Genomic DNA, 24,926 nt, shown 5'->3' on the forward strand with positions numbered 1-24,926 from the left:
AAGCCCAAGGTTTAAACCTTGGGCTTTTATTATTATAGAAAAAGTAGTTTATTTTTCAGCTAAAACTTTAAGGTCATCTATCATGTATGACCCATCAAGGTTAGTGTTGTTACCTGAAGAGACAGATTTAAATGCAACATATAATGTGCCTGTGTAAGAAGAAAGGTCAATTAACCCAGAATCTTGAAATTGATACCAACTAGAGTTTTTAGTAGGTAATGTAGCATTTACTTTTGTCCAAGTAGCAGCAATCACATTGGTTCCATCAAAGTCAGTTGAAACATAAACTTCTAATGTGTTATCATCAGAGTTATCAACGTGATGTTGAGCAGCTTTAAATGATAAAAACTCATTGTCTTTAGAATCCATGTCGATACCTGGAGAAACTAACCATCCAATGTTTGAGTCTTCACCAGTTCTATAGCCACTAAACTCTGTATAACCATTTCCGCTAAATACTTGTTCAGTCCAAAGTTCAGATCCTTCTTTGGCAAAGTTAGTCCACCCTGTAAAGTCTAAATTTGTATTATCTACAGCTGTTTGAAAGTCTTCTTCAAAAACAGCTTCAAAATTGTTAATATCTAAAAGAGTACATTTTTCTCTATTCATATCAACATCTTCAACTGAGTTTAAAGCTAAGCGTAATTGTCTATCGTAGTTTTTAGTAACGATAGCTTTTATAGAGCCACCTCCTGTTGGTAATAAAGCACCACCAAAGTTAGCAAAAGAACTAGTTGATAAAGTAAACTCACCAAAATCGAAGCCTTCACAACTCTTCATTAATCTATCTGTGTCGAAATCTCTTGTAGGGTCAAAGTAAGTATTACCAGCTAAACTTTCGTCGAAATAAGCATTTTCTACTTTAACAAGCATTCCTAAATGTTGTTCTCCTATAGTGGAAAATTTAACTGTTAAAGGAATGATTTCTTCAGAATTATTAGATCTTAAAATATGATTGAACTTTTTAATTTGATTTTCAGAAATGGCCTCTAACTCTGTACCGCCATCTTCAACAAACCCGCCGATAGTTACATCTTTGTCTCCAGATCGAGTTTCTCCAATGTATAATCCTTTTAATCTAATGTATACTTCTCTACCAATATTGAATTGGTTGTGAGAATTAGTTTGGTTTAAAACAACTTTTATACCTGCGGTTGCATTTTCAGGAGCATCCTGCATGTAAAATTCTCTAAAAAAATTACCAGAGGCATCAGAAGAAGTAACATAACCTTTCACTACTAAATTTTGAGTTACTAGTTTTGCTTCTCTTGAAGTAAAAAAATCTTCTTTTATTTGACTAATTGTTCTTAGAGTTAAATCTCCGTTGTTAATGCTATCTAAAACAGCATTTAAAGCATTGTTTTCTTCATTTCCTATTACATTAGGAAGAGTATAGTCATTATTATCTACACATGAAGTGAACCCTATACCAGTAGTTACTACTAACGTAAGAATTAAGTTTTTTAAAAATTTCATAATAAGTGTTGTTTTAATTTAAAATCTGAAATAAACATTTAGGAAGTAGGTTGTACCTCTACCAAACCAATATTTATTGCCAAATAATCTTTTTTCTCTTTGTGATTCTTCTAATAATTGATTGTAATCTGCCCGTCTACTTTGTTCATAGCCTCCAGATTTATACTCTTTTCCGAAAATATTGTTGATACTAGCAAATGTACCGATATAATAATCGCCTATTTTCCATGACTTACCTCCAAGAGCATTCACCACTAAATAGCTATCAAACTCTTCTTGTCTTAGTAATTCTTTTGCTACTGAAGGGTCATAATTATTGAAAGGTAGGCCATCAGAATCTTTATAGAACGAATCACTTCTAGTAATAGGGCTAATGTCTATAAAAGCGTCATCTAGATAGTTAGCCGTGGCTCCAATGAACCAATAGTCAGGATCTCTATATTCAAATCCTAAAGAATAAGCTTTTTGAGGCCCAGTAGCAACTCTATAGTTTTTTAAGTATGTAGTACCTAAATTACGAATCCCTAAAGCGTTGTTGTCTGTAATAAAATCTTCAGAAGAGACATATACATTAGGGTTATTGTCATAAGTGTATTGACCAAAATTAGCAGCTCCTTTTAGTTTTATTGTAGGTGTAACTTGAGCCTCAATACCTAATTCAGCACCAAAATGTTTCTTATTAATTCCTGTAGTAACTTCTTGCACAAAAGCTTCAGCAAATGCTGTTTGTAAAAAGAAGAAGCCTATATCCGTTGCATCTTCAATCTTTGTATAGTAACCTGTAAGTTTAGCTTGAATGATTGGGTTTCTGAAAATATAGCTAGCATCAGCAGATAATATTTTTTCACTATCCAAACCGATAACAATTGCATTGTTTTCTCTAGCATTTGAAAAAGTATTTCTAATAGATGGGGCTTTAGTTATATAACCAGCATTAAAATCGAATAAATGACGTCCAGTAATTTTGTAAGTTAAACCTGCTTTAGCTCCAAAGTTTGTAAATTCTTGTTCTGGTGATTTTCCAAAAGAGTTATTTGCAAATCTTCCATTTTGATAGAGACCATTTCTTTGGTGAGAGGTCATAGAAATATCTCCAGCTACATAAAAGTCTACTTTGTTATATTTAAATTGAGCTTGTAAGAATGCGTTGTATATTTCAGAGTTTAATTTGTAATTGTATTTGAATTTATCTCCGTTTTCTACTACCCTATTAGGGTTTAATAAATCGTTTTGTCTTGAGTCGGTTCCAATACTTCCAAAACGATTAATATCTAAATAGCCATTACCTCCTAATTGATCTATAACAACAGCAAAATTATTTGACTCTAATTTACTATATTGTAGTTTAGTATTTAGAGTGATATTTTCATTAATTTCTGTATTTAAGATGGAATTAATTGTTAATTGCTTGTCGTCATTTCTGTCTTCGTATAAAACATAAGGAGCATTTCCTTTGTTACTATTTTTATTGTCACGAATTATTTGATCCCAATTTAACTGTCCACCGTTTATGAAGTTTTGTTCATATTCGTAGGCTTGTTGTAAATTATTTCTGTCTAACCAATAACTAGGAAGGTTTTGGTAGTAAACAGGGCTAGGGTTGTTTCCTCCATTATAATCTATTCTACTATTTCCTATTTCGCCGAATTGATACGATACATTCGTGTTTAATGAAGTGTTATTAGAGATGTCCCAATAGTGATTAAGCATTATAATTGGTTCGTAAACTCTTTTAACTCTAGAGTTTCTCATTTTACCATTTTGATACCCCCAGTATTCATTGTATTTAATTCCTTTTAAGTCATATGCTTCTTGTGTATGTGCGGCTGATTTTCCTCTTTCGTTTTCGGCAGCAATTACAGTTAAGTTTAAGCTGTGAGCATCACTAATTTGTTTTTCAAGTGAAAGAAAGATTGAGTTAGCATCATAAAAAGTACCATCTACATATCCTTCATTACCAGCTCTTCTACTACCAGAAACAGTTATTGCCCAACCATTAGCTAACAAGCCAGAAGAGTATGTTGCCATTAAACGGTGATTGTAACTTCTATTAGAAGAAGCATAAGAAATACGGCCTCCTTCACTGTATTCAGAAGCTCTTGTATTAATGTTTGTAGATCCTAAAACACCACCAAATGTGTAATTTGAGGGAGCTAAACCATTACTAAATTCTTGGTTACGTAATACATCGTTTAATCCACCCCAGTTACTCCATTGAGGTCTTCCGTTGTACAACTTATTCATTTCAATACCATTAAGCAAAACTTCACCGTTTTCAGAATCTAAACCACGAACTCTGTAAAAAGAACCACTCCATTCAAAAGCTGCTGTACGTAAGTATATATCTCTAGAAGCTTGTAACAGTCCAGAAATGTTATCAGCAGCACTTGTATCACCGCTTAATTCATCGTCAGTGATAGTGATGGTACTTAAATCTTGATCTTCAGATAAATCTTCATACATAAAGATTGTACCTAAATCTACTGTTTTTCCAGATAGTTCAACTGGAAAGTTTTGGGTTTCATACCCATTTAAAGATACCGTTACAATTTGTCTTCCGTTTGGTAAACCATTTAGTGTAAAAGCACCACTAGTATCTGTAGTACCAGAGATGTTAGCTTCTTTTACACTTACAGAAACACCTTGCATAGGATTTTCAGAATCGCCGTTTATTACGATCCCCTTTACAATATTCTGCGCATTCAAGCCAAATAAACCTGAAAAAAGCAATAACATTGTTATCGTAAAATTTCTCATAAATGATTGTTTATAAAATATTTGAATATATTAATCCCTGTGACCGATAATTACGGCAAAAGGGAGGCAAAACTACGAAAATTTCAATTATGTTAATGTTAAGTTAATATTATGAATGGTGACATTGTATTAATTATGAGTTTTGGCTCGAAAATTGTTTTATTTTTGCCACCTAAAATTTATAAAATGAGAAATATAACTACTCTTTTAGTTTTTATTTTTATTGGATTCTCTTCATATGCACAACAAGGAGCAAAAAAATATAAAATAAGAACTGTTGGTTTTTATAATTTAGAAAACCTTTTTGATACAAAGAATGATCCTGAAAAGAATGATGAAGCAAGTCCGATAATGGAAATGAAAGGGGATAAAGAAGAAGTTTATTTAGATAAAATTGATAAATTGGGAGAAGTTATCTTTCAATTAGGAGCGGAAAAAGCTAAGACTAGTCCGGCAATTTTAGGAGTTGCTGAGGTTGAGAATAAAAAAGTTTTAGAAGATTTAGTAGCGTCAGAAAGGTTAAAAAAGAAGCGATATAGTATTATCCATTTTGATTCTCCAGACAAAAGAGGAATTGATGTAGGGTTGCTGTACCAACCACGTTATTTCAAGCCGATCCATTTTGAGGCATTCAACCCTAATATTTATGATGAAAACAGAAAAGTTTATACACGTGATATTTTATTAGTCTCAGGTTATTTAGATGATGAATTAATACACGTTATTGTAAATCACTGGCCATCTCGAAGAGGGGGGGAAGCAAAAAGTAGACCATTGCGTGAAAAAGCAGCTTACAAAGTGAAGCAAATTATAGAAAAAATTAAGCTGAACGATCCGAATCCGAAAGTGTTAATTATGGGGGACTTTAACGATGATCCTATCAACTCTAGCTTTAAAACTGTTTTGCAAACTAAAAGTAAGAAGAAGAATGTAAAAGAAGGTGATATTTATAATCCATATGAAGATATGTTTCGTCGTGGATTTAATACACTTGGATACAGAGATAATATCAACCTGTTTGATCAAATTATGTTCACCTCTCCTTTATTAGACAATGGAAAAAAAGACTTTTTAACATACAAAATGTTTAAGTCAGGAATTTTTAATAAGCGTTTTTTAACCCAAAAGAGTGGACGTTATAAAGGGTACCCTTTCAGAAGCTTTTCTTATGGAAGGTATACAGGAGGGTATAGTGATCATTACCCAGTATATATGTACTTGATTAAAGAAGATAAATAACTAAAAAGGCTTGCAAATTTTGCAAGCCTTTTTAGTTTTTACATATGTCATTTAAATAATTATTCATTCTTAGCTGAAACAAAGTCCCTTTTAAAAGATCGTCTATTTGCCACAGTTCAACTAATGATACAGCCATACTTACTTTATTTGAGGGGGTTTGAAGTAGAATGGATCTACAATCTCTACCTTTACTACAAGTGGCGCAATTTTTTTGAAGCTTAGAATCAGTTACTTTGTCTAAAAATAACTCTATTTCTTGCTCAGTTAAATGAAAGCCTGTGTCTCTAAATATTAATTGAACTAAGTTTGAATCGTTTTCTTTCCAATGAAAAGAAATACCTATGTTGTTGTCGTATATTTTAGTAATTCCGTCCATAACTATATTTATTTCGATAACAAATATATGAGTTTATTTGGAATTATTCTAAATAAAAAAACAGAGGCTTTTGCTACTTTAAATCTTTTAACATTAGTTGAATTGAAGTATAACCATTCCATGTGTTTTCATCTAACGTGTAGGCAATATCAAAATCATTCTGTGTTGAAGTTATTTTATCACCCAAACCAAATCCAATAGCATTGTATGTTTTTTGATCTGAACCATAGATAAGATTTAACTTTAAATGACTAGAATCAGCACCAACTTGTTTTCCATAACCATTGTCTCTCACAGCTGTAGTGGTAAAAATAGGCTTCATATTTAGTGGGCCAAAAGGTGCCATTTGTTGAATAATACGGAAGAATTTTGGAGTAATTTCTGACAGGTCTATCTCAGTATCAATAGTAATTTCAGGTGTTAATAAGCTTTTTTCGATAGTAGCGGAAACAACTTCTTCGAATTTATTTTTAAAATTCTCATATTGTTCGGGTAAGAGCGTTAAACCTGCAGCATATTTATGTCCTCCAAATTGTTCTATAAACTCAGAACATGCTTCTAAAGCATTATACACATCAAATCCTTTTACTGAACGAGCAGAAGCAGCTAATTTTTCTCCACTTTTTGTAAATACCAAAGTAGGTCTGTAGTAGGTTTCTGTTAAACGAGAGGCTACTATACCAATTACTCCTTTGTGCCAACTTTCATCAAAAACAACTGTGGTGTAATTTTCTTGTTCGTTGTTATTTTCAATTTGTAATAAAGCTTCTTGGGTAATTGCTCTATCCAATTCTTTTCTATCTGAATTAAATTTTTCTATTGCTGAAGCAAATTCAATTGCCGAGTCAAAATCCATTTCAGTTAACAATTCAACAGCATAATTTCCATGTTTCATACGTCCCGCAGCATTTATTCGTGGAGCGATTATGAAAACGACATCAGTAATAGTGAGTTCTTTTTTTTGTAATTGATGAATAATAGCTTTGATACCATTACGAGGTTGTGAATTAATAACTTGTAATCCGTGATAAGCTAATACTCTATTTTCACCAGTCATTGGAACAATATCAGCTGCAATTGCTGTAGCTACTAAATCTAAATACGGAACTAAATCTTCAATAGTTTGATTTCTTTTTGAAGCTAATGCTTGAATCAATTTAAAACCAACGCCACAGCCACACAATTCATCATATGGATAGTTACAATCTATTTGCTTAGGATTTAAAACAGCAACTGCTTTAGGAATTTCACTTCCAGGTTTGTGATGGTCACAAATAATAAAATCGATTTTTTTTTCAGTAGCGTAGGTAACTTTATCAATGGCTTTAATACCGCAGTCTAAAGCTATGATGAGAGAAAACCCATTGTCTTCAGCAAAATCAATTCCTTGAAAAGAAACACCATATCCTTCTTCATAACGATCAGGAATATAGGTTGCAATATTAGGATGAATTGTTTTTAAGTAAGAAGACATCAAAGAAACAGCTGTAGTTCCGTCGACATCGTAATCGCCAAAAACTAAAATGTTTTCGTTGTTTGCAATAGCTGTTTCAATGCGTTGTACTGCGATTTCCATATCCTTCATTAAAAAAGGATTGTGTAAATCACTCAACGAAGGGCGAAAGAAATGTTTAGCTTCATCAAATGTTTCAATACCACGTTGTACCAAAATTTTAGCCAAGGTTGTATCGATAGATAATTCTTTAGCTAATTGTTTTACTTTAATGGTGTCTGGTTGCGGTTTTAATGTCCAGCGCATAGCAATTTTATCAAAAATAAATTAGTTGTTATGTAAATGAATGGCTGTAGTTACATCAGCAAATTTTCTAAACATTTCCATAACACCACAATATTTTTCTATTGATAAATCTACTGCTTTATTAATTTTTTTCTCGTCTAAATCACTCCCGTAAAAATGGTAATCAACTAAAACCTTATGATAGTATTTTGGGTGTTCTTCGGTCAATTCACCAGTAACAACAATTTTAAAATCATCAATTTTAACACGCATTTTTTCTAACATAGGAACAATGTCTAAACCTGAACAACCAGCTAAGGAAGAAAGCATCATAGCTTTAGGTCGTAAACCAGTATTATTTCCTCCATGTTCTTCAGAAGTATCAATTACTATTGAATGACCACTTGGGTTATCACTTTCAAATTGCATGTTTTCTTTCCAAACGGTTGTAACTGTGTTTGTTGCCATATCTTGATAATTTTTTGTTTATTGCGTAAGTAAGTCAATGTAAATTTCGACTTAATACATTTAAATAGTAACACAAACTTACAGTAAAAAGTTAGTATTAAAAACTTAAAAAATAAATCTATGCCTTTAGTAACTCCTTTAGATCCAAACCACGATGTTGAAACCAAACAACTATCCGATTTTTATAATGAAACATTAGGTTTTTGCCCTAATTCAGTGTTAACTATGCAACGAAGACCAGAAATTTCCAAAGCTTTTATCAATTTAAATAAAGCAGTTATGGCAAACCATGGTCGTGTAACATCTGCTTTAAAACGTATGATTGCTTGGGTAAGTAGTAATGCTACGGGTTGTCGTTATTGTCAAGCGCATGCAATTCGTGCAGCAGAACGTTATGGCGCAGAACAAGAACAACTAGATAATATTTGGGAATATAAAACACATCCTGCCTTTTCTGATGCTGAACGTGCTGCGTTAGATTTTTCATTGGCAGCTTCTATGGTTCCGAATATGGTGGATGAAAAAATTAAAGAAGAATTATATAAATACTGGGAAGAAGGGGAAATTGTTGAAATGTTAGGCGTAATTTCTCTCTTTGGATATTTAAATAGATGGAATGATTCTATGGGAACAAGTATAGAAGGTGGTGCAGTGGAAAGTGGAGAACAATATTTAGGAAAACATGGTTGGAATAAAGGAAAGCATGTATAAATGAAATTAGCAAAAATAAAAAAGCTCGCAATTGCGAGCTTTTTTATTAAGTATTTAATAGATTATTTTTTTAATAAATCTCTAATCTCTGCCAATAACTCTTCTTGGCTAGGTCCCTTTGGAGCTTCTGGTGCAGGTTCTTCTTTTTTCTTCATAGCATTTACAGCTTTTACAACCATAAACATTACAAAAGCTACAATAATAAAGTCGATAACATTGGTTAAAAACTCACCATACATTATAGCAACTTCTCCTGTTATTTTACCAGCCTCATCAGCTACACCTTCTTTAAGAATGTATTTTACGTCTTTAAAATCAGCCTTGAAAATAAGTCCAATTAAAGGAGAAACAATTCCTCCAGTAAAAGAAGTTACTACTTGTTTAAAAGCAGCACCCATTACAAAACCTACTGCAATGTCTACTAAATTTCCTTTCATTGCAAAGTCTTTAAACTCTTTGAGCATTCCCATATTTTTGAATTTTAAATAGTTAATTGAATTGAAAAGTATAAAAAAATTAACTTTTCACCAATCTTTTTATACGTTGAGATAAGGCAGTAAGTATTTCGTATGAAATAGTTTCACATTTATGAGCCATATATTCTACATGTTGTTGATGATTGAAAATAATAACTTCGTCACCTTCTTTACAATCAATTTTAGTAACATCTACCATAATCATATCCATACACACATTTCCAATGATAGGTGCTGGTTGGTTGTTAATGAAAACGAATCCATTTTTATTTCCTAGTTTTCTTGAAATACCATCGGCATGTCCTATAGGAATTGTTGCACTTCGTGTAGGTTGACTAGCTACAAAAGCTCTATTGTATCCAACTGTTTCACCTGGTTGAACTATATTGATTTGAGAAATTATAGACTTAAGCGTGTGTGTGTTTTTAAGTTGAGCGGTTTCTTGTTCATTATTTCCAAAACCATATAAACCTATTCCTAGGCGTACCATATCAAATTGAGCTTGTGGGTAATAGATAATTCCTGATGTATTCAAGATGTGTATCATAGGTTGATATCCTAGGTGCTCATAAACTTGTTTTACTATATAAGCAAAGTTGTTGATTTGTCCAATAGTAAACTCTTGCTCACGAGGGTCTTCACTAGCGGCTAAATGAGAAAATATAGACTCAACTTTTACGTTATTTGATTTTTTTAGCTCTGCTACAATGGTAGGAACATCAGTATGCCAAAACCCTAATCGATTTAATCCTGTATTAAATTTTAAATGTATAGGGTAGTTCATTAAAGGTTCTTCATCAGCAAGTTTTAAAAAAGCATCAAATATTTTGAAACTATACAAACTAGGTTCAAGTCGATATTTTACAATATCTTTTAAGTTTTGAATTTGTGGATTTAGAACTAAAATAGGAGTTGAAATTCCAGCTTCGCGCAAAGCTATTCCTTCACTTGAATAAGCAACAGCAAAATAATCAACATGATCTTGTACGATTTTGGCAACCTCTGTAGACTCACTTCCGTAACCAAAAGCTTTAACAACAACTAATATTTTTGTTGTAGGCTGTAGCTTCTGTTTAAAATAGGCTAAGTTGTGTAGTGCAGCTTTAGCATCAATTTCTAATACGGTTACGTGATTACTGTTCATTATTACGTTCTTTTTTATTATGCATTTCGTGTTCCTTCATAGCCTTATAATAAGCAGCTCTACTTAGTGGTTCGTATTCTTGAGTTTCGCCTAAAAGCACTAAGTCATCACTTTGAGCTTTTCTATAACTATAGTGGGCTAAATTTCCTGTACGTGTACATACAGCATGAACTTTAGTAACATATTCTGCGGTAGCCATTAATGCAGGCATAGGTCCAAATGGCTTTCCTTTAAAATCCATATCTAAACCAGCTACTATAACACGAATTCCTCTATTGGCTAAATCGTTACAGACAGCTACGATTTCGTCGTCAAAAAACTGTGCTTCGTCTATTCCAATAACATCAACATTATTAGCTAATAGTCTAATATTTGAAGATGCAGGAACAGGTGTAGAACGAATTCTATTTTCATTATGAGATACTACTTCCTCATCATCGTACCTTGTGTCAACAGAAGGTTTAAAAATCTCAACACGTTGTTTAGCAAACTGCGCACGTTTAAGTCTACGAATTAATTCTTCGGTTTTCCCCGAAAACATTGAGCCACAAATTACCTCAATCCAACCAAATTGTTCTGTATGATTTACTGTATTTTCAAGAAACATTTTGTAATTTTAAGCTCTAAATTATTGATTTTTGTATTACTTTCGAATGAGGAACAAATTTATTAAAATTTAACAGCAAAAATTAAATTCAAACAACAACTTATGCACAAAAAACTAGCATCGGATTTAACCAGTTTAGCACACAGTATCTTACAGATGAAAAATAGAGAAGATGTGTTTGAGTTAAAACAAAAAGCATATGAGGTTTACGAAAAACTTTCGGTTTTAGCGTATGTAGAAGAATATATAAATAACACTCCAAATCCAACAAAAACCAAAGAAGAGCTGTTAAAAGAAGTTTTACTTGCTGAAGAAAAAAAGCAGGCAGAAACGATGGAAGAAATTTTACCTAAAGTAGAAGAGGTAAGTGTAGAGGAAGAGGTTATAGGTGATTTAGGTGCTGATATAGAAAAGACGGAACAACCAATTCAATCAATTCAAGAAGAGGAAAAAGTAGAAAAGTCTGTAGAAGAAAAGGTGCAAAAGGAAGAACCTTTAGAAGATAGGAAAGTACATCGCTTAGAAGAAGACTTAAAAGAAAAGTTTGAGCAAGAAGCAGATGAAATAGCTGAAAAAGTAATAGAAGGAATTAATGAAGAAATAATTACTAATGAAATTATTGAGCAGCCTTTTGATGAGTTAGAAGAACTGTTACATGGAGATGCTGACGATGTAAAAAATGATGTAAAAGATGTTGGAGAAAGAAAAACTCCAACTTTAGAAGATGAGTTACAAGATACCATTTCGGTTGATGTTATGACAGACTTATTCACTAAAGCAACACCTAAGAAATCATTAAATGACCATTTTCAAACTACAATTCAAATTGATTTGAATGACAGGATTGCTTTTGTTAAACATTTGTTTAATGGAGATCAAAACGATTTTAACAGAGTAGTATCTCAACTAAATACTATTAAAACAGAAAAAGAAGCAAAAAAGTTTATCAATAAAATGATAAAACCAGATTATGACTGGTCGGAAAAAGAAGAATATGAAAATAGGTTGTTGGAAATCATTGAAAGAAGGTTTGCTTAGATGAATTCTAATCTTATAGTCATACATACTCACTTTCATAAACGAAGAACAGGTGTTACAAGAAGTATTGAAAATATACTTCCTGAATTAAAGAGGTTGTGTACGACTTATTTGTATGGGTATGGCATAGAAGGAGAAAAAATTACAGTTTCTCAGTTAAAAAAGTTACTGTTTTCCAAAGAAAATATAGTCGTTCATTGTCATCGTAACAATGAAATTTTAAAAATGCTATGGTATAGAACTTTAGGAGCAAAATTCAAACTAGTAGCTACAAGACATGCAGAAACAGAACCGTCTGGTTTTACTAAGTTTTTACTTAAGAAATCAGATGAGATTGTTACGTTAACAAATTCAATGCATAAGAGTTTAGGGATATCTAACGTAAAGGTACCGCATGGTGTAGATACAAACCTTTTTATTCCTAATCCAGAAAAAAAGTTAAGTAACATTGCTCAAAAGAATATTATCCTTTGTGCAGGAAGAGTAAGAAAGGCGAAAGGACAAATAGTATTATTGGAAGCAGTAGCACCCGAATTACAAAAAAATAAAGACTGGGCATTGGTTGTTGTAGGGAAAGTAGATAAACCACCATTTTTAGAAGAATTAAAAGCTATAGCAAAAAAAAATAAAGTAGAAAATCAGGTTTATTTTATTGATGAAACTCTAGATATTGTTTCTTATTATCAAGCAGCTAAAATTTCGGTAGTACCATCTTTTACAGAAGGGTTTTCTTTAGTTTGTGCTGAAGCAATGGCATGCGGAAATACAGTAGTAGCAACAAAAAATGTTGGAGTACATTCTGAACTAATAACAAATTTAAAGTCAGGGTACTTGTTTACTTCAGGAAATACAGCAGAACTTCAAGAAATAATTACAAACCTAATAAATGATAAGCTTCCTAGTTTAGGAAGTAGTGCTAGAAAAGAAATTGAAGAAAATTGGAGTGCTCGAAAAGAAGCTGAAGGTTTGGTTGAAGTGTACAAAGAAATCAATAAAAAACCTTAGCAATTAAGTATTTTACCTGAAAAAAGATCAAACTTTTTAATTCAATAAACAATAGCTCCGTAGTTATTAAATGACTTTAAAGGAGTGCTTTTAGATATAGGGGGAAAACCCCTTTTTCTTTTTAGTGTCTGTAAGTGAAGTTGTTAAATAAGTGTTAATTGATTAACTTTGCTCTCCTAACTCATCTTTCTTACATGAGTTTTTGTAACCTCTCAACAAAAAATCCCTTTTAACCTCTTTATATTGTAACCTCTCTTAAAACGAAAGATTAATACTTTTAGTTATTTAACAACCTCTTTAATAGATGTTTTACAGCTGATTTACTTCTTATGTCAGCTAGATGTGTAACCCCTTTAATAACATAAAATTAAAGAATAATACCATGTAAAATATTACAATATGTTGCTTAATGATACAGAACCTGCCTGTAAAAGGAGAGGGTTAAAAACGTTAAAAAACTGCATTGATGAAGGTTTTAAAAGGTGCCTATATAGTATGACGGGTTTTCTTGTCGTGCTTTTTTTGTTTTCAACAAATGCAGTGAATGCACAATTAGTAAATACAGAAACAACGGTTCAGGCCAACTTTGGTGTTGATGCTGATGTGTATTCAGGAATAGTATCCTTTCCAAATGGAGCAGTCTTCCCATTTGGAACAGACGATTGGTTTTTAGGAGACTCAGGAAAAGGGGTGATAGACGAAACACCAACAGCAGTTACAGCAAATCTATTAGTAGACGATAATGCTTCTGCAGAAATAAGAATGAGTGTTCCTATTTACACAGTTGTAGATGGAAGGTTGTGGATAGATGCTGTATTTATCAGGGATCAGAATGCTCAAGGTAATAATACAGATTCAAATGTATTTACAGGAGGGTCAGATAAAAACAATGATAATCCAAATACTTGGACAATTACTGATGCCTCAGTACCTCAAAAAAATGATATTATAGATGTTTTTGGACACTTAAGAAGAGAAGGAGCTACTGTGGGAACAGATGAATGGGCTTTTTTAGGAGCTTCAACAAGAAATGATAGTGGAGATAGCTATTTAGACTTCGAATATTTTAGAGAAAAAGTAAACTTAGTAGGTGGAACTATTCAATCAGAGGTGGACTTATCAGCTACAGGAGGAAGAACCCCATATGTATTTAATCCAGATGGTTCAGTACTACAACATGGAGATATCATCCTTTCTGTTAATTATGCTAATGGAGGAGCTAATGCAATAATCAAACTATTTGTTTGGGTTGAATTAGTAGGGGTTCCAGATTCTTATTTTGATACACATAACACGTTGCCTTTTAGACCATTTGAGTTTAAACAAGACAATAATGGGTATATACAGTATGATGGTGGTGATGGAGCAGGAAATTATGGATATGCAGAAATACAATTAAGACAAGGAGCACCAGATGCAGTATTTTCTCAGGTAAATGACGCTGGTCCTGTGCCAGCAGGGCCTTGGGGAACAATTAATAAAGGAGGAAATATAGTGTCTGACTACTCTCAAACTACTTTTGCAGAAATAGCAATTAATGCATCAGCATTAGGTTTTGATTCAAGTAGTACTCCTGGAATAGATTGTATAAGTCCGTTAGGAAGTGTAATTGTAAAAACAAGGTCTTCAGATTCATTTACCGCAGAGTTAAAAGATTTAGCTGGGCCATTTAGTTTAGCAGATACACCTGAAGTAACAGTAGAAATTGAAGGTGAAGATTTAGGATGTACAGAAGACAGTATTACATTAACAGCAACTGCAACTCCAGAAGGAAATACCTTTACGTATGTGTGGTATAAAAACGGAGAAGAATTAGAAGGAGAAACAGGAAACACTTTAGAAGTAACTGAAGCAGGGACGTATAGTGTAGCAGCAACCTTAGAGTTTGCTCCAGGAGTTTTTGGTTGTACGGCAGAAGATGATTTTGAGGTGAATGGAGAGCCTTTAATTCCTTTGAATCAAGTTTGTCCAGAAAACCAAACAATACCAGAATGTACTTCACAAGAAGATATTAATAGTGCTTTTACTACTTGGTTATCTGGATTTTCAACTTCAGGAGGAAATGGAACAGTAGTAGAGAAATATTATATAGGAGAAAATGAAGTTGATGTAAATACTCTTGAAGCGCCAGATGCTTGTGGAGGAAGTGTTGTTTTAAGATATGAAGTCTCTGATGAATGTGAACAAGTAGTTTCTTGTGAAAGAACATTTACAGTTACAGCAGATGATGAAGCCCCAGTAATTGCCGACCAAGACGATATCATGCTAGAAGAATGTAACCAAGCATGGCCAGAAGTGGTGAGTACTACTTGGACAGACAACTGTGGCATCGGTGGAGAGAAATCAGGAAGCCTAAACGGAGTAGCCGGAGAAGTAATGACAGGCGAAGACGGCTGTACACAATACAGAGACTACACGTTCAATGCAACAGATGATTGTGGTAACCCAGCAGCAGAAGTAGTAATCCGTGTAACTAGAATGTACGATGAAACCGCGCCAGTAATTGCCGACCAAGACGATATCATGCTAGAAGAATGTAACCAAGCATGGCCAGAAGTGGTGAGTACTACTTGGACAGACAACTGTGGCATCGGTGGAGAGAAATCAGGAAGCCTAAACGGAGTAGCCGGAGAAGTAATGACAGGCGAAGACGGCTGTACACAATACAGAGACTACACGTTCAATGCAACAGATGATTGTGGTAACCCAGCAGCAGAAGTAGTAATCCGTGTAACTAGAATGTACGATGAAACCGCGCCAGTAATTGCCGACCAAGACGATATCATGCTAGAAGAATGTAACCAAGCATGGCCAGAAGTGGTGAGTACTACTTGGACAGACAACTGTGGCATCGGAGGCGAGAAATTAGGAAGCCTAAACGGAGTAGCCGGAGAAGTAATGACAGGCGAAGACGGCTGTACACAATACAGAGACTACACGTTCAATGCAACAGATGATTGTGGTAACCCAGCAGCAGAAGTAGTAATCCGTGTAATTAGAATGTACGATGAGACCGCGCCAGTAATTGCCGACCAAGACGATATCATGCTAGAAGAATGTAACCAAGCATGGCCAGAAGTGGTGAGTACTACTTGGACAGACAACTGTGGCATCGGTGGAGAGAAATCAGGAAGCCTAAACGGAGTAGCCGGAGAAGTAATGACAGGCGAAGACGGCTGTACACAATACAGAGACTACACGTTCAATGCAACAGATGATTGTGGTAACCCAGCAGCAGAAGTAGTAATCCGTGTAACTAGAATGTACGATGAGACCGCGCCAGTAATTGCCGACCAAGACGATATCATGCTAGAAGAATGTAACCAAGCATGGCCAGAAGTGGTGAGTACTACTTGGACAGACAACTGTGGAATCGGCGGAGAGAAATCAGGAAGCCTAAACGGAGTAGCCGGAGAAGTAATGACAGGCGAAGACGGCTGTACACAATACAGAGACTACACGTTCAATGCAACAGATGATTGTGGTAACCCAGCAGCAGAAGTAGTAATCCGTGTAACCAGAATGTACGATGAAACCGCGCCAGTAATTGCCGACCAAGACGATATCATGCTAGAAGAATGTAACCAAGCATGGCCAGAAGTGGTGAGTACTACTTGGACAGACAACTGTGGCATCGGTGGAGAGAAATCAGGAAGCCTAAACGGGGTAGCCGGAGAAGTAATGACAGGCGAAGACGGCTGTACACAATACAGAGACTACACGTTCAATGCAACAGATGATTGTGGTAACCCAGCAGCAGAAGTAGTAATCCGTGTAACTAGAATGTACGATGAAACCGCGCCAGTAATTGCCGACCAAGACGATATCATGCTAGAAGAATGTAACCAAGCATGGCCAGAAGTGGTGAGTACTACTTGGACAGACAACTGTGGCATCGGAGGCGAGAAATTAGGAAGCCTAAACGGAGTAGCCGGAGAAGTAATGACAGGCGAAGACGGCTGTACACAATACAGAGACTACACGTTCAATGCAACAGATGATTGTGGTAACCCAGCAGCAGAAGTAGTAATCCGTGTAACTAGAATGTACGATGAGACCGCGCCAGTAATTGCCGACCAAGACGATATCATGCTAGAAGAATGTAACCAAGCATGGCCAGAAGTGGTGAGTACTACTTGGACAGACAACTGTGGCATCGGTGGAGAGAAATCAGGAAGCCTAAACGGAGTAGCCGGAGAAGTAATGACAGGCGAAGACGGCTGTACACAATACAGAGACTACACGTTCAATGCAACAGATGATTGTGGTAACCCAGCAGCAGAAGTAGTAATCCGTGTAACTAGAATGTACGATGAAACCGCGCCAGTAATTGCCGACCAAGACGATATCATGCTAGAAGAATGTAACCAAGCATGGCCAGAAGTGGTGAGTACTACTTGGACAGACAACTGTGGCATCGGTGGAGAGAAATCAGGAAGCCTAAACGGAGTAGCCGGAGAAGTAATGACAGGCGAAGACGGCTGTACACAATACAGAGACTACACGTTCAATGCAACAGATGATTGTGGTAACCCAGCAGCAGAAGTAGTAATCCGTGTAACTAGAATGTACGATGAAACCGCGCCAGTAATTGCCGACCAAGACGATATCATGCTAGAAGAATGTAACCAAGCATGGCCAGAAGTGGTGAGTACTACTTGGACAGACAACTGTGGCATCGGAGGCGAGAAATTAGGAAGCCTAAACGGAGTAGCCGGAGAAGTAATGACAGGCGAAGACGGCTGTACACAATACAGAGACTACACGTTCAATGCAACAGATGATTGTGGTAACCCAGCAGCAGAAGTAGTAATCCGTGTAACTAGAATGTACGATGAGACCGCGCCAGTAATTGCCGACCAAGACGATATCATGCTAGAAGAATGTAACCAAGCATGGCCAGAAGTGGTGAGTACTACTTGGACAGACAACTGTGGCATCGGTGGAGAGAAATCAGGAAGCCTAAACGGAGTAGCCGGAGAAGTAATGACAGGCGAAGACGGCTGTACACAATACAGAGACTACACGTTCAATGCAACAGATGATTGTGGTAACCCAGCAGCAGAAGTAGTAATCCGTGTAACTAGAATGTACGATGAAACCGCGCCAGTAATTGCCGACCAAGACGATATCATGCTAGAAGAATGTAACCAAGCATGGCCAGAAGTGGTGAGTACTACTTGGACAGACAACTGTGGCATCGGTGGAGAGAAATCAGGAAGCCTAAACGGAGTAGCCGGAGAAGTAATGACAGGCGAAGACGGCTGTACACAATACAGAGACTACACGTTCAATGCAACAGATGATTGTGGTAACCCAGCAGCAGAAGTAGTAATCCGTGTAACTAGAATGTACGATGAAACCGCGCCAGTAATTGCCGACCAAGACGATATCATGCTAGAAGAATGTAACCAAGCATGGCCAGAAGTGGTGAGTACTACTTGGACAGACAACTGTGGCATCGGAGGCGAGAAATTAGGAAGCCTAAACGGAGTAGCCGGAGAAGTAATGACAGGCGAAGACGGCTGTACACAATACAGAGACTACACGTTCAATGCAACAGATGATTGTGGTAACCCAGCAGCAGAAGTAGTAATCCGTGTAACTAGAATGTACGATGAGACCGCGCCAGTAATTGCCGACCAAGACGATATCATGCTAGAAGAATGTAACCAAGCATGGCCAGAAGTGGTGAGTACTACTTGGACAGACAACTGTGGCATCGGTGGAGAGAAATCAGGAAGCCTAAACGGAGTAGCCGGAGAAGTAATGACAGGCGAAGACGGCTGTACACAATACAGAGACTACACGTTCAATGCAACAGATGATTGTGGTAACCCAGCAGCAGAAGTAGTAATCCGTGTAACTAGAATGTACGATGAGACCGCGCCAGTAATTGCCGACCAAGACGATATCATGCTAGAAGAATGTAACCAAGCATGGCCAGAAGTGGTGAGTACTACTTGGACAGACAACTGTGGCATCGGCGGAGAGAAATCAGGAAGCCTAAACGGAGTAGCCGGAGAAGTAATGACAGGCGAAGACGGCTGTACACAATACAGAGACTACACGTTCAATGCAACAGATGATTGTGGTAACCCAGCAGCAGAAGTAGTAATCCGTGTAACCAGAATGTACGATGAAACCGCGCCAGTAATTGCCGACCAAGACGATATCATGCTAGAAGAATGTAACCAAGCATGGCCAGAAGTGGTGAGTACTACTTGGACAGACAACTGTGGCATCGGTGGAGAGAAATCAGGAAGCCTAAACGGAGTAGCCGGAGAAGTAATGACAGGCGAAGACGGCTGTACACAATACAGAGACTACACGTTCAATGCAACAGATGATTGTGGTAACCCAGCAGCAGAAGTAGTAATCCGTGTAACTAGAATGTACGATGAGACCGCGCCAGTAATTGCCGACCAAGACGATATCATGCTAGAAGAATGTAACCAAGCATGGCCAGAAGTGGTGAGTACTACTTGGACAGACAACTGTGGCATCGGTGGAGAGAAATCAGGAAGCCTAAACGGAGTAGCCGGAGAAGTAATGACAGGCGAAGACGGCTGTACACAATACAGAGACTACACGTTCAATGCAACAGATGATTGTGGTAACCCAGCAGCAGAAGTAGTAATCCGTGTAACCAGAATGTACGATGAGACTGCCCCAGTGATTGCCGACCAAGATGATATCATGCTAGAAGAATGTAACCAAGCATGGCCAGAAGTGGTGAGTACTACTTGGACAGACAACTGTGGCATCGGTGGAGAGAAATCAGGAAGCCTAAACGGAGTAGCCGGAGAAGTAATGACAGGCGAAGACGGCTGTACACAATACAGAGACTACACGTTCAATGCAACAGATGATTGTGGTAACCCAGCAGCAGAAGTAGTAATCCGTGTAACCAGAATGTACGATGAGACTGCCCCAGTGATTGCCGATCAAGACGATATCATGCTAGAAGAATGTAACCAAGCATGGCCAGAAGTGGTGAGTACTACTTGGACAGACAACTGTGGCATCGGAGGCGAGAAATCAGGAAGCCTAAACGGAGTAGCCGGAGAAGTAATGACAGGCGAAGACGGCTGTACACAATACAGAGACTACACGTTCAATGCAACAGATGATTGTGGTAACCCAGCAGCAGAAGTAGTAATCCGTGTAACTAGAATGTACGATGAGACCGCGCCAGTAATTGCCGACCAAGACGATATCATGCTAGAAGAATGTAACCAAGCATGGCCAGAAGTGGTGAGTACTACTTGGACAGACAACTGTGGAATCGGCGGAGAGAAATCAGGAAGCCTAAACGGAGTAGCCGGAGAAGTAATGACAGGCGAAGACGGCTGTACACAATACAGAGACTACACGTTCAATGCAACAGATGATTGTGGTAACCCAGCAGCAGAAGTAGTAATCCGTGTAACCAGAATGTACGATGAAACCGCGCCAGTAATTGCCGACCAAGACGATATCATGCTAGAAGAATGTAACCAAGCATGGCCAGAAGTGGTGAGTACTACTTGGACAGACAACTGTGGCATCGGTGGAGAGAAATCAGGAAGCCTAAACGGAGTAGCCGGAGAAGTAATGACAGGCGAAGACGGCTGTACACAATACAGAGACTACACGTTCAATGCAACAGATGATTGTGGCAACCCAGCAGCAGAAGTAGTAATCCGTGTAACCAGAATGTACGATGAGACTGCCCCAGTGATTGCCGATCAAGACGATATCATGCTAGAAGAATGTAACCAAGCATGGCCAGAAGTGGTGAGTACTACTTGGACAGACAACTGTGGCATCGGTGGAGAGAAATCAGGAAGCCTAAACGGAGTAGCTGGAGAAGTAATGACAGGCGAAGACGGCTGTACACAATACAGAGACTACACGTTCAATGCAACAGATGATTGTGGTAACCCAGCAGCAGAAGTAGTAATCCGTGTAACTAGAATGTACGATGAGACTGCTCCTGTAATAGTTGATTTACCAGAAAGCTTGGAGTTATGTAATGGTGAATTACCAGAAGTGTTGAATGCAAGATGGACAGACAATTGTTCAGCTGGTGGTGATTTAGTAGCGTATCCAACTAATATAAGAGAAGAAAGTTGTGTTACATATGCAGATTATGTATTTACTGCTACAGACGATTGTGGTAATAAAGTTACAGAAACCGTTACGATGTCAAACAAAACAGATCTGTTTGAAAATTGTGGAACTGCATTTGCGAGGGCTGATAATTATACATGTTTCTTAGATGACGGCTTTAACCGTTGGGGTTGGACAAATTATTTTGCTGAAGAAGGTACATACACTATACCGTTATATACTGGAGCAGCACAATGTGATCCATCAAAAGGTGATCAAACAGGAGAAGTAACGGTTACTTACTTAGATGGTTATGTATCGGTAGAGTATAATCTATTTGAAGGTTATGTAATGAGTGTAGCACATGTATATATAGGATGTGAGAAATATCCTGCGAAGAATGGTAAAGAAACTGTAGCGCCTGGACAATATAATTTTAATACTAAAAAATTAGATTATGTATCCAATTATACAGTAGGACCTATAGAAGCTAGTGGACCAATATATGTAATTGCGCATGCGGTAACTTGTGAAGAAGTTTGTAGATGTGTTCCATCTGAAGATGATGGAGGAACTTATACTCCAGGTGGTTCTGTAGCGCCATGTGATGCACCTGTTGAAGAGCAAATTCAGGAGCCACTAAGCTTTAGTGCTTACCCAGTACCATTTGAAAATGAGCTAACAGTAGAGTATAGTTATAAGTTTGATACCAATGTGGCTATTGAGATTTACACTATGAATGGTATTATGATAAAAAGAGTTGAAAATAATTCTTATATCAAAGGAACTAAAGAGCAAATGATCATTGACTTGTCAAATGTTCAAAATCAAGCTTTAATTGTAAGAATGATTACAAGTAGAGGTGTTGTTAATAAGAAAATTATAGCAATGCGACCTAAGAAAAGAAAGTAATCTGAATTATGAGTAGGAATTGTTTAGAGAGGTTGATTAAAAGGCTTCTCTAAACATACCTTTTGAAACTTGAACTAACCAAACAAAAGAAACGCTAAGATAATTATCTTAGCGTTTCTTCTTTATTAAAAGTTTTTTAAACCTTGAAAGTAAGCATTGGCTTTATTGACTTTTTAGACAAATGCTTTGTAATACTTCCATTAAAAATATGAGACAAACCACTTCTTCCATGAGTAGCTAAAGCAATAATATCTGCATTTATTTTGTTTGAAAAATTTAAAATTCCTTTTTCGATTGAAGAATCGTTATAAACATTAATAGTGTAGTTTTTTAAATCATACTTTTCGATAAATTTTTTAATTCGTTTATTGGTTTCTTGAGTGTTTTCAAATTTTTGAGGTGTGTTTACTTTTAATAAGTTAATTTTACTATCAAAATTTTGAGCAAAGTCTAAAAACCGTTCAAAAGCTTTGGTTTTATCAGGTTTAAAGCTTGAAGCAAAAACAAGATTCTTAGGAACGAAATTATCCCCGTTTTTTTTAGTAACAATAACAGGGGCTTCAGAATTTCTTACAACTTTTTCAGTGTTAGAACCTATAAGAATCTCTTCTAAGTTTGTGTGGCCTTTGGCTCCCATAATAATAAGATCTGTTCCAATTTTTTTAGAGTAATCTTGAATTCCATCAAAGGGAGTTTGAAATCTGATAGCATGCTTGATATTGTTGTTTTTTGGAAAAAACTGCTTTTTGTAATCAAGCATTCTGTCACGAACTTTTCTAATATACAACATGCTTTCAGGAATACTAAAGTTAGTTCCTGAGCCCATGTCTACAAATCCAGTAGGGAGTTCAACCATATGAAGTAGATGAACTTCGCTATTAGCTTTTTTAGCTATTGTCGAGGCTAGCTTCGAAGCGTATTCCGAAGGTTTTGAAAAATCGATTGGGACTAGTATTTTTTTCATAATAAGAAGATTTAAAGAGAGATAGTTTCTTAAATATACGAAAAAACAATTAACAAATAAAAGATATTTGTGTGTTAATGAATAACTTACTATATTTGCAGCAAATTTATTAATCAGATAGATGAAGGGGACGAGAGTCCCCTCTTTTTATACCTAAGATGAATCAAGAACGAGTTAAAGAATTATTACAAGAAGCCTTACAAGAAAACGAATCATTATATTTAATAGATTTACAGTTTTTGGCAGAGAATAAAATAAAAGTAATAGTAGATGGTGACTCAGGTGTACCTCTAAGTGAGTGTATTCGTATTAGTAGAAATATAGAGCATAATTTAGATAGAGAAGAAGAAGATTTTTCGTTAGAAGTTACAACTCCTGATATAGCTCAACCATTAACAGTTAAGCGTCAGTATAAAAAGAACATAAACAGAATTCTAAAAGTTAAAACAGCAACTGAAGAATTTGAAGGAACCTTAACAGAGGTAACAGAAAATACTATTACCTTGTTTTGGAAAGCAAGAGAACCTAAACCAATAGGTAAAGGGAAGCATACGGTAGAGAAAACAAAGACACTAGCGTATCAAGATATTAAAGAAGCAAAAGTGAAGATCATATTTTAATTAGAGAATGAAATGGAAAATATTGCGTTAATAGAATCATTTTCGGAGTTTAAAGATAATAAAAGTATAGACAGAGTAACATTAATGTCTATCCTAGAAGAAGTATTTCGTGCAGCCTTAAAACGTAGGTTTGGGTCTGACGAAAACTTTGATATCATTATCAACCCAGATAAAGGAGATTTAGAGATTTGGAGAAACCGAGTGGTGGTAGCAGATGGAATGTCTGAAGACGATAATGAGGAAATTGAACTATCAGAAGCAAGAAAAATAGAACCAGATTTTGAAATTGGTGAAGATGTTTCTGAAGAAGTAAAGCTTGTAGATTTAGGTAGACGTGCTATCTTAGCATTGCGTCAAAACCTAATTTCTAAAATTCATGAACACGATAGTACAAACGTTTTCAAGCAATTTAAAGACTTAGAAGGAGAAATTTATAGTGCAGAAGTGCACCATATTCGTCATAATGCTGTAATTTTGTTGGATGACGAAGGAAATGAGATTGTTTTACCTAAGAGTGAACAAATTCGTTCTGACTTCTTTAGAAAAGGAGATGCAGTTAGAGGAGTGATAAAATCAGTAGAGCTAAGAGGTAATAAACCAGCTATTATTTTATCAAGAACTTCGCCAGCGTTCTTAGTAAAATTATTTGAACAAGAAATTCCTGAAGTTTTCGACGGTTTAATTACTATTGAAGGTGTTGCAAGAATTCCTGGAGACAAAGCAAAAATAGCAGTAGATTCTTATGATGATAGAATTGACCCTGTTGGAGCTTGTGTTGGTGTAAAAGGTTCTCGTATTCACGGTATTGTTCGTGAATTAGGAAACGAAAATATTGATGTAATCAATTATACAAAGAACGAGCAGTTATTTGTAGCAAGAGCATTAAGTCCAGCAAAAGTAACTTCTGTAGACATTGAAATGTATGAAGAAGAGAAGAATGGTAAAAAAGGACGTGTAAATGTTTTATTAAAACCAGAAGAAGTATCAAAAGCAATTGGTAGAGCTGGTGTTAATATTCGTTTAGCAAGTGAGTTAACAGGTTACGAAATAGATGTTCAAAGAGAAGGAATAGAAGAAGAAGATGTAGAGTTAACAGAATTCTCAGATGAAATCGAAGCTTGGGTAATTGAAGAATTCAAGAAGATTGGTTTAGATACAGCAAAGAGTGTTTTGGAAAAAGACGTGTCAATGCTAGTACAGAGAACCGATTTAGAAGAAGAAACAATTTTAGATGTTCAACGAATTTTAAGAGAAGAATTCGAAGACTAAATATAGTAAGGAAGCTAGTTTCCTTTGTGGGA

16 protein-coding genes are annotated in these 24,926 nt (G+C 36.0%); 7 read left to right on the top strand and 9 right to left on the bottom strand.

The window, feature by feature from the left end; genetic code table 11:
* Positions 1–48 precede the first annotated feature (48 nt).
* Together ACTPNM_RS02945 and ACTPNM_RS02950 are read right to left on the bottom strand one after the other, a co-directional pair.
* A complete protein-coding gene (locus ACTPNM_RS02945; RefSeq protein WP_440120556.1) occupies positions 49–1,476 on the bottom strand; it encodes a DUF5689 domain-containing protein in 1,428 nt (475 codons plus the stop codon).
* Between the two features lie 18 nt (positions 1,477–1,494).
* On the bottom strand, positions 1,495–4,233 hold the full coding sequence (locus ACTPNM_RS02950; protein WP_440120557.1) for a TonB-dependent receptor domain-containing protein: 2,739 nt from the start codon (positions 4,231–4,233) through the stop codon (positions 1,495–1,497).
* Positions 4,234–4,419: 186 nt separating this feature from the next.
* Between ACTPNM_RS02950 and ACTPNM_RS02955 the strand changes: the two genes are divergently transcribed.
* On the top strand, positions 4,420–5,472 hold the full coding sequence (locus ACTPNM_RS02955; RefSeq protein ID WP_440120558.1) for an endonuclease/exonuclease/phosphatase family protein: 1,053 nt from the start codon (positions 4,420–4,422) through the stop codon (positions 5,470–5,472).
* 31 nt (positions 5,473–5,503) lie between these two features.
* On the opposite strand, the gene ACTPNM_RS02960 is transcribed toward ACTPNM_RS02955, so the two are convergent.
* The 3 genes from ACTPNM_RS02960 to ACTPNM_RS02970 form a co-directional block, all read right to left on the bottom strand.
* Positions 5,504–5,848, bottom strand: a complete 345-nt coding sequence (locus ACTPNM_RS02960; RefSeq protein WP_440120559.1) for a hypothetical protein — start codon at positions 5,846–5,848, stop codon at positions 5,504–5,506.
* Positions 5,849–5,921: 73 nt separating this feature from the next.
* Positions 5,922–7,607: a single-stranded-DNA-specific exonuclease RecJ gene (gene recJ, locus ACTPNM_RS02965; RefSeq protein WP_440120560.1), complete on the bottom strand. Its 1,686-nt coding sequence runs from the start codon at positions 7,605–7,607 to the stop codon at positions 5,922–5,924.
* Between the two features lie 21 nt (positions 7,608–7,628).
* Entirely contained in the window at positions 7,629–8,054 is a 426-nt protein-coding gene (locus ACTPNM_RS02970; RefSeq protein ID WP_120186037.1) for an OsmC family protein, read from the bottom strand.
* Between the two features lie 120 nt (positions 8,055–8,174).
* Between ACTPNM_RS02970 and ACTPNM_RS02975 the strand changes: the two genes are divergently transcribed.
* Positions 8,175–8,765 carry a carboxymuconolactone decarboxylase family protein gene (locus ACTPNM_RS02975; RefSeq protein ID WP_440120561.1) on the top strand — a complete coding sequence of 197 codons (591 nt, stop codon included), beginning with the start codon at positions 8,175–8,177 and terminating at the stop codon, positions 8,763–8,765.
* Between the two features lie 62 nt (positions 8,766–8,827).
* Here ACTPNM_RS02975 and mscL read toward each other — a convergent pair whose 3' ends face one another.
* Genes mscL through ACTPNM_RS02990 form a run of 3 tightly spaced genes read right to left on the bottom strand, consistent with a single transcriptional unit; the run spans position 8,828 to position 10,992 of the window.
* On the bottom strand, positions 8,828–9,229 hold the full coding sequence (gene mscL / locus ACTPNM_RS02980) for a large-conductance mechanosensitive channel protein MscL (protein ID WP_274639067.1): 402 nt from the start codon (positions 9,227–9,229) through the stop codon (positions 8,828–8,830).
* Between the two features lie 52 nt (positions 9,230–9,281).
* Complete coding sequence (gene alr, locus ACTPNM_RS02985) at positions 9,282–10,385, bottom strand: alanine racemase (protein ID WP_440120562.1); 1,104 nt, start codon at positions 10,383–10,385, stop codon at positions 9,282–9,284.
* Positions 10,375–10,992 (bottom strand): thymidine kinase, encoded by a 618-nt coding sequence (locus ACTPNM_RS02990; protein ID WP_440120563.1) that lies wholly within the window; start codon positions 10,990–10,992, stop codon positions 10,375–10,377. The genes alr and ACTPNM_RS02990 overlap by 11 nt, the downstream gene beginning before the upstream one ends.
* Before the next feature lie 102 nt (positions 10,993–11,094).
* Here ACTPNM_RS02990 and ACTPNM_RS02995 point away from each other — a divergent pair, with 102 nt between their 5' ends.
* From ACTPNM_RS02995 to ACTPNM_RS03005, 3 genes are all read left to right on the top strand, one after another.
* Positions 11,095–12,030, top strand: coding sequence for a hypothetical protein (locus tag ACTPNM_RS02995; RefSeq protein WP_440120564.1), 936 nt, complete (start codon positions 11,095–11,097; stop codon positions 12,028–12,030).
* Complete coding sequence (locus tag ACTPNM_RS03000) at positions 12,031–13,035, top strand: glycosyltransferase family 4 protein (RefSeq protein ID WP_440120565.1); 1,005 nt, start codon at positions 12,031–12,033, stop codon at positions 13,033–13,035.
* A 540-nt stretch (positions 13,036–13,575) separates the two neighbouring features.
* On the top strand, positions 13,576–22,041 hold the full coding sequence (locus ACTPNM_RS03005; RefSeq protein ID WP_440120566.1) for a hypothetical protein: 8,466 nt from the start codon (positions 13,576–13,578) through the stop codon (positions 22,039–22,041).
* Positions 22,042–22,177: 136 nt separating this feature from the next.
* Here ACTPNM_RS03005 and ACTPNM_RS03010 read toward each other — a convergent pair whose 3' ends face one another.
* Positions 22,178–23,005: a universal stress protein gene (locus ACTPNM_RS03010; protein WP_440120567.1), complete on the bottom strand. Its 828-nt coding sequence runs from the start codon at positions 23,003–23,005 to the stop codon at positions 22,178–22,180.
* Between the two features lie 158 nt (positions 23,006–23,163).
* Between ACTPNM_RS03010 and rimP the strand changes: the two genes are divergently transcribed.
* Positions 23,164–23,625, top strand: a complete 462-nt coding sequence (gene rimP, locus ACTPNM_RS03015; RefSeq protein ID WP_440120568.1) for a ribosome assembly cofactor RimP — start codon at positions 23,164–23,166, stop codon at positions 23,623–23,625.
* A 12-nt stretch (positions 23,626–23,637) separates the two neighbouring features.
* Positions 23,638–24,894, top strand: a complete 1,257-nt coding sequence (gene nusA / locus ACTPNM_RS03020) for a transcription termination factor NusA (protein ID WP_274640837.1) — start codon at positions 23,638–23,640, stop codon at positions 24,892–24,894.
* The last annotated feature ends 32 nt before the right edge of the window (positions 24,895–24,926 follow it).

The sequence above is a fragment of the Tenacibaculum sp. Ill genome (genome assembly GCF_051938915.1).
Taxonomy (GTDB): Bacteria; Bacteroidota; Bacteroidia; order Flavobacteriales; family Flavobacteriaceae; genus Polaribacter; species Polaribacter larymnensis.

What these genes read in the sequence shown, in the direction of transcription:
- ACTPNM_RS02960 (WP_440120559.1), bottom strand. Translation starts at nt 5,848, where the DNA reads ATGGACGGAATTACTAAAATATACGACAACAACATAGGTATTTCTTTT.
- nusA (WP_274640837.1), top strand. Translation starts at nt 23,638, where the DNA reads ATGGAAAATATTGCGTTAATAGAATCATTTTCGGAGTTTAAAGATAAT.
- ACTPNM_RS03000 (WP_440120565.1), top strand. Translation starts at nt 12,031, where the DNA reads ATGAATTCTAATCTTATAGTCATACATACTCACTTTCATAAACGAAGA.
- ACTPNM_RS02975 (WP_440120561.1), top strand. Translation starts at nt 8,175, where the DNA reads ATGCCTTTAGTAACTCCTTTAGATCCAAACCACGATGTTGAAACCAAA.
- mscL (WP_274639067.1), bottom strand. Translation starts at nt 9,229, where the DNA reads ATGCTCAAAGAGTTTAAAGACTTTGCAATGAAAGGAAATTTAGTAGAC.
- ACTPNM_RS02945 (WP_440120556.1), bottom strand. Translation starts at nt 1,476, where the DNA reads ATGAAATTTTTAAAAAACTTAATTCTTACGTTAGTAGTAACTACTGGT.
- alr (WP_440120562.1), bottom strand. Translation starts at nt 10,385, where the DNA reads ATGAACAGTAATCACGTAACCGTATTAGAAATTGATGCTAAAGCTGCA.
- recJ (WP_440120560.1), bottom strand. Translation starts at nt 7,607, where the DNA reads ATGCGCTGGACATTAAAACCGCAACCAGACACCATTAAAGTAAAACAA.
- ACTPNM_RS02955 (WP_440120558.1), top strand. Translation starts at nt 4,420, where the DNA reads ATGAGAAATATAACTACTCTTTTAGTTTTTATTTTTATTGGATTCTCT.
- rimP (WP_440120568.1), top strand. Translation starts at nt 23,164, where the DNA reads ATGAATCAAGAACGAGTTAAAGAATTATTACAAGAAGCCTTACAAGAA.
- ACTPNM_RS02950 (WP_440120557.1), bottom strand. Translation starts at nt 4,233, where the DNA reads ATGAGAAATTTTACGATAACAATGTTATTGCTTTTTTCAGGTTTATTT.
- ACTPNM_RS02970 (WP_120186037.1), bottom strand. Translation starts at nt 8,054, where the DNA reads ATGGCAACAAACACAGTTACAACCGTTTGGAAAGAAAACATGCAATTT.
- ACTPNM_RS02995 (WP_440120564.1), top strand. Translation starts at nt 11,095, where the DNA reads ATGCACAAAAAACTAGCATCGGATTTAACCAGTTTAGCACACAGTATC.
- ACTPNM_RS03010 (WP_440120567.1), bottom strand. Translation starts at nt 23,005, where the DNA reads ATGAAAAAAATACTAGTCCCAATCGATTTTTCAAAACCTTCGGAATAC.
- ACTPNM_RS02990 (WP_440120563.1), bottom strand. Translation starts at nt 10,992, where the DNA reads ATGTTTCTTGAAAATACAGTAAATCATACAGAACAATTTGGTTGGATT.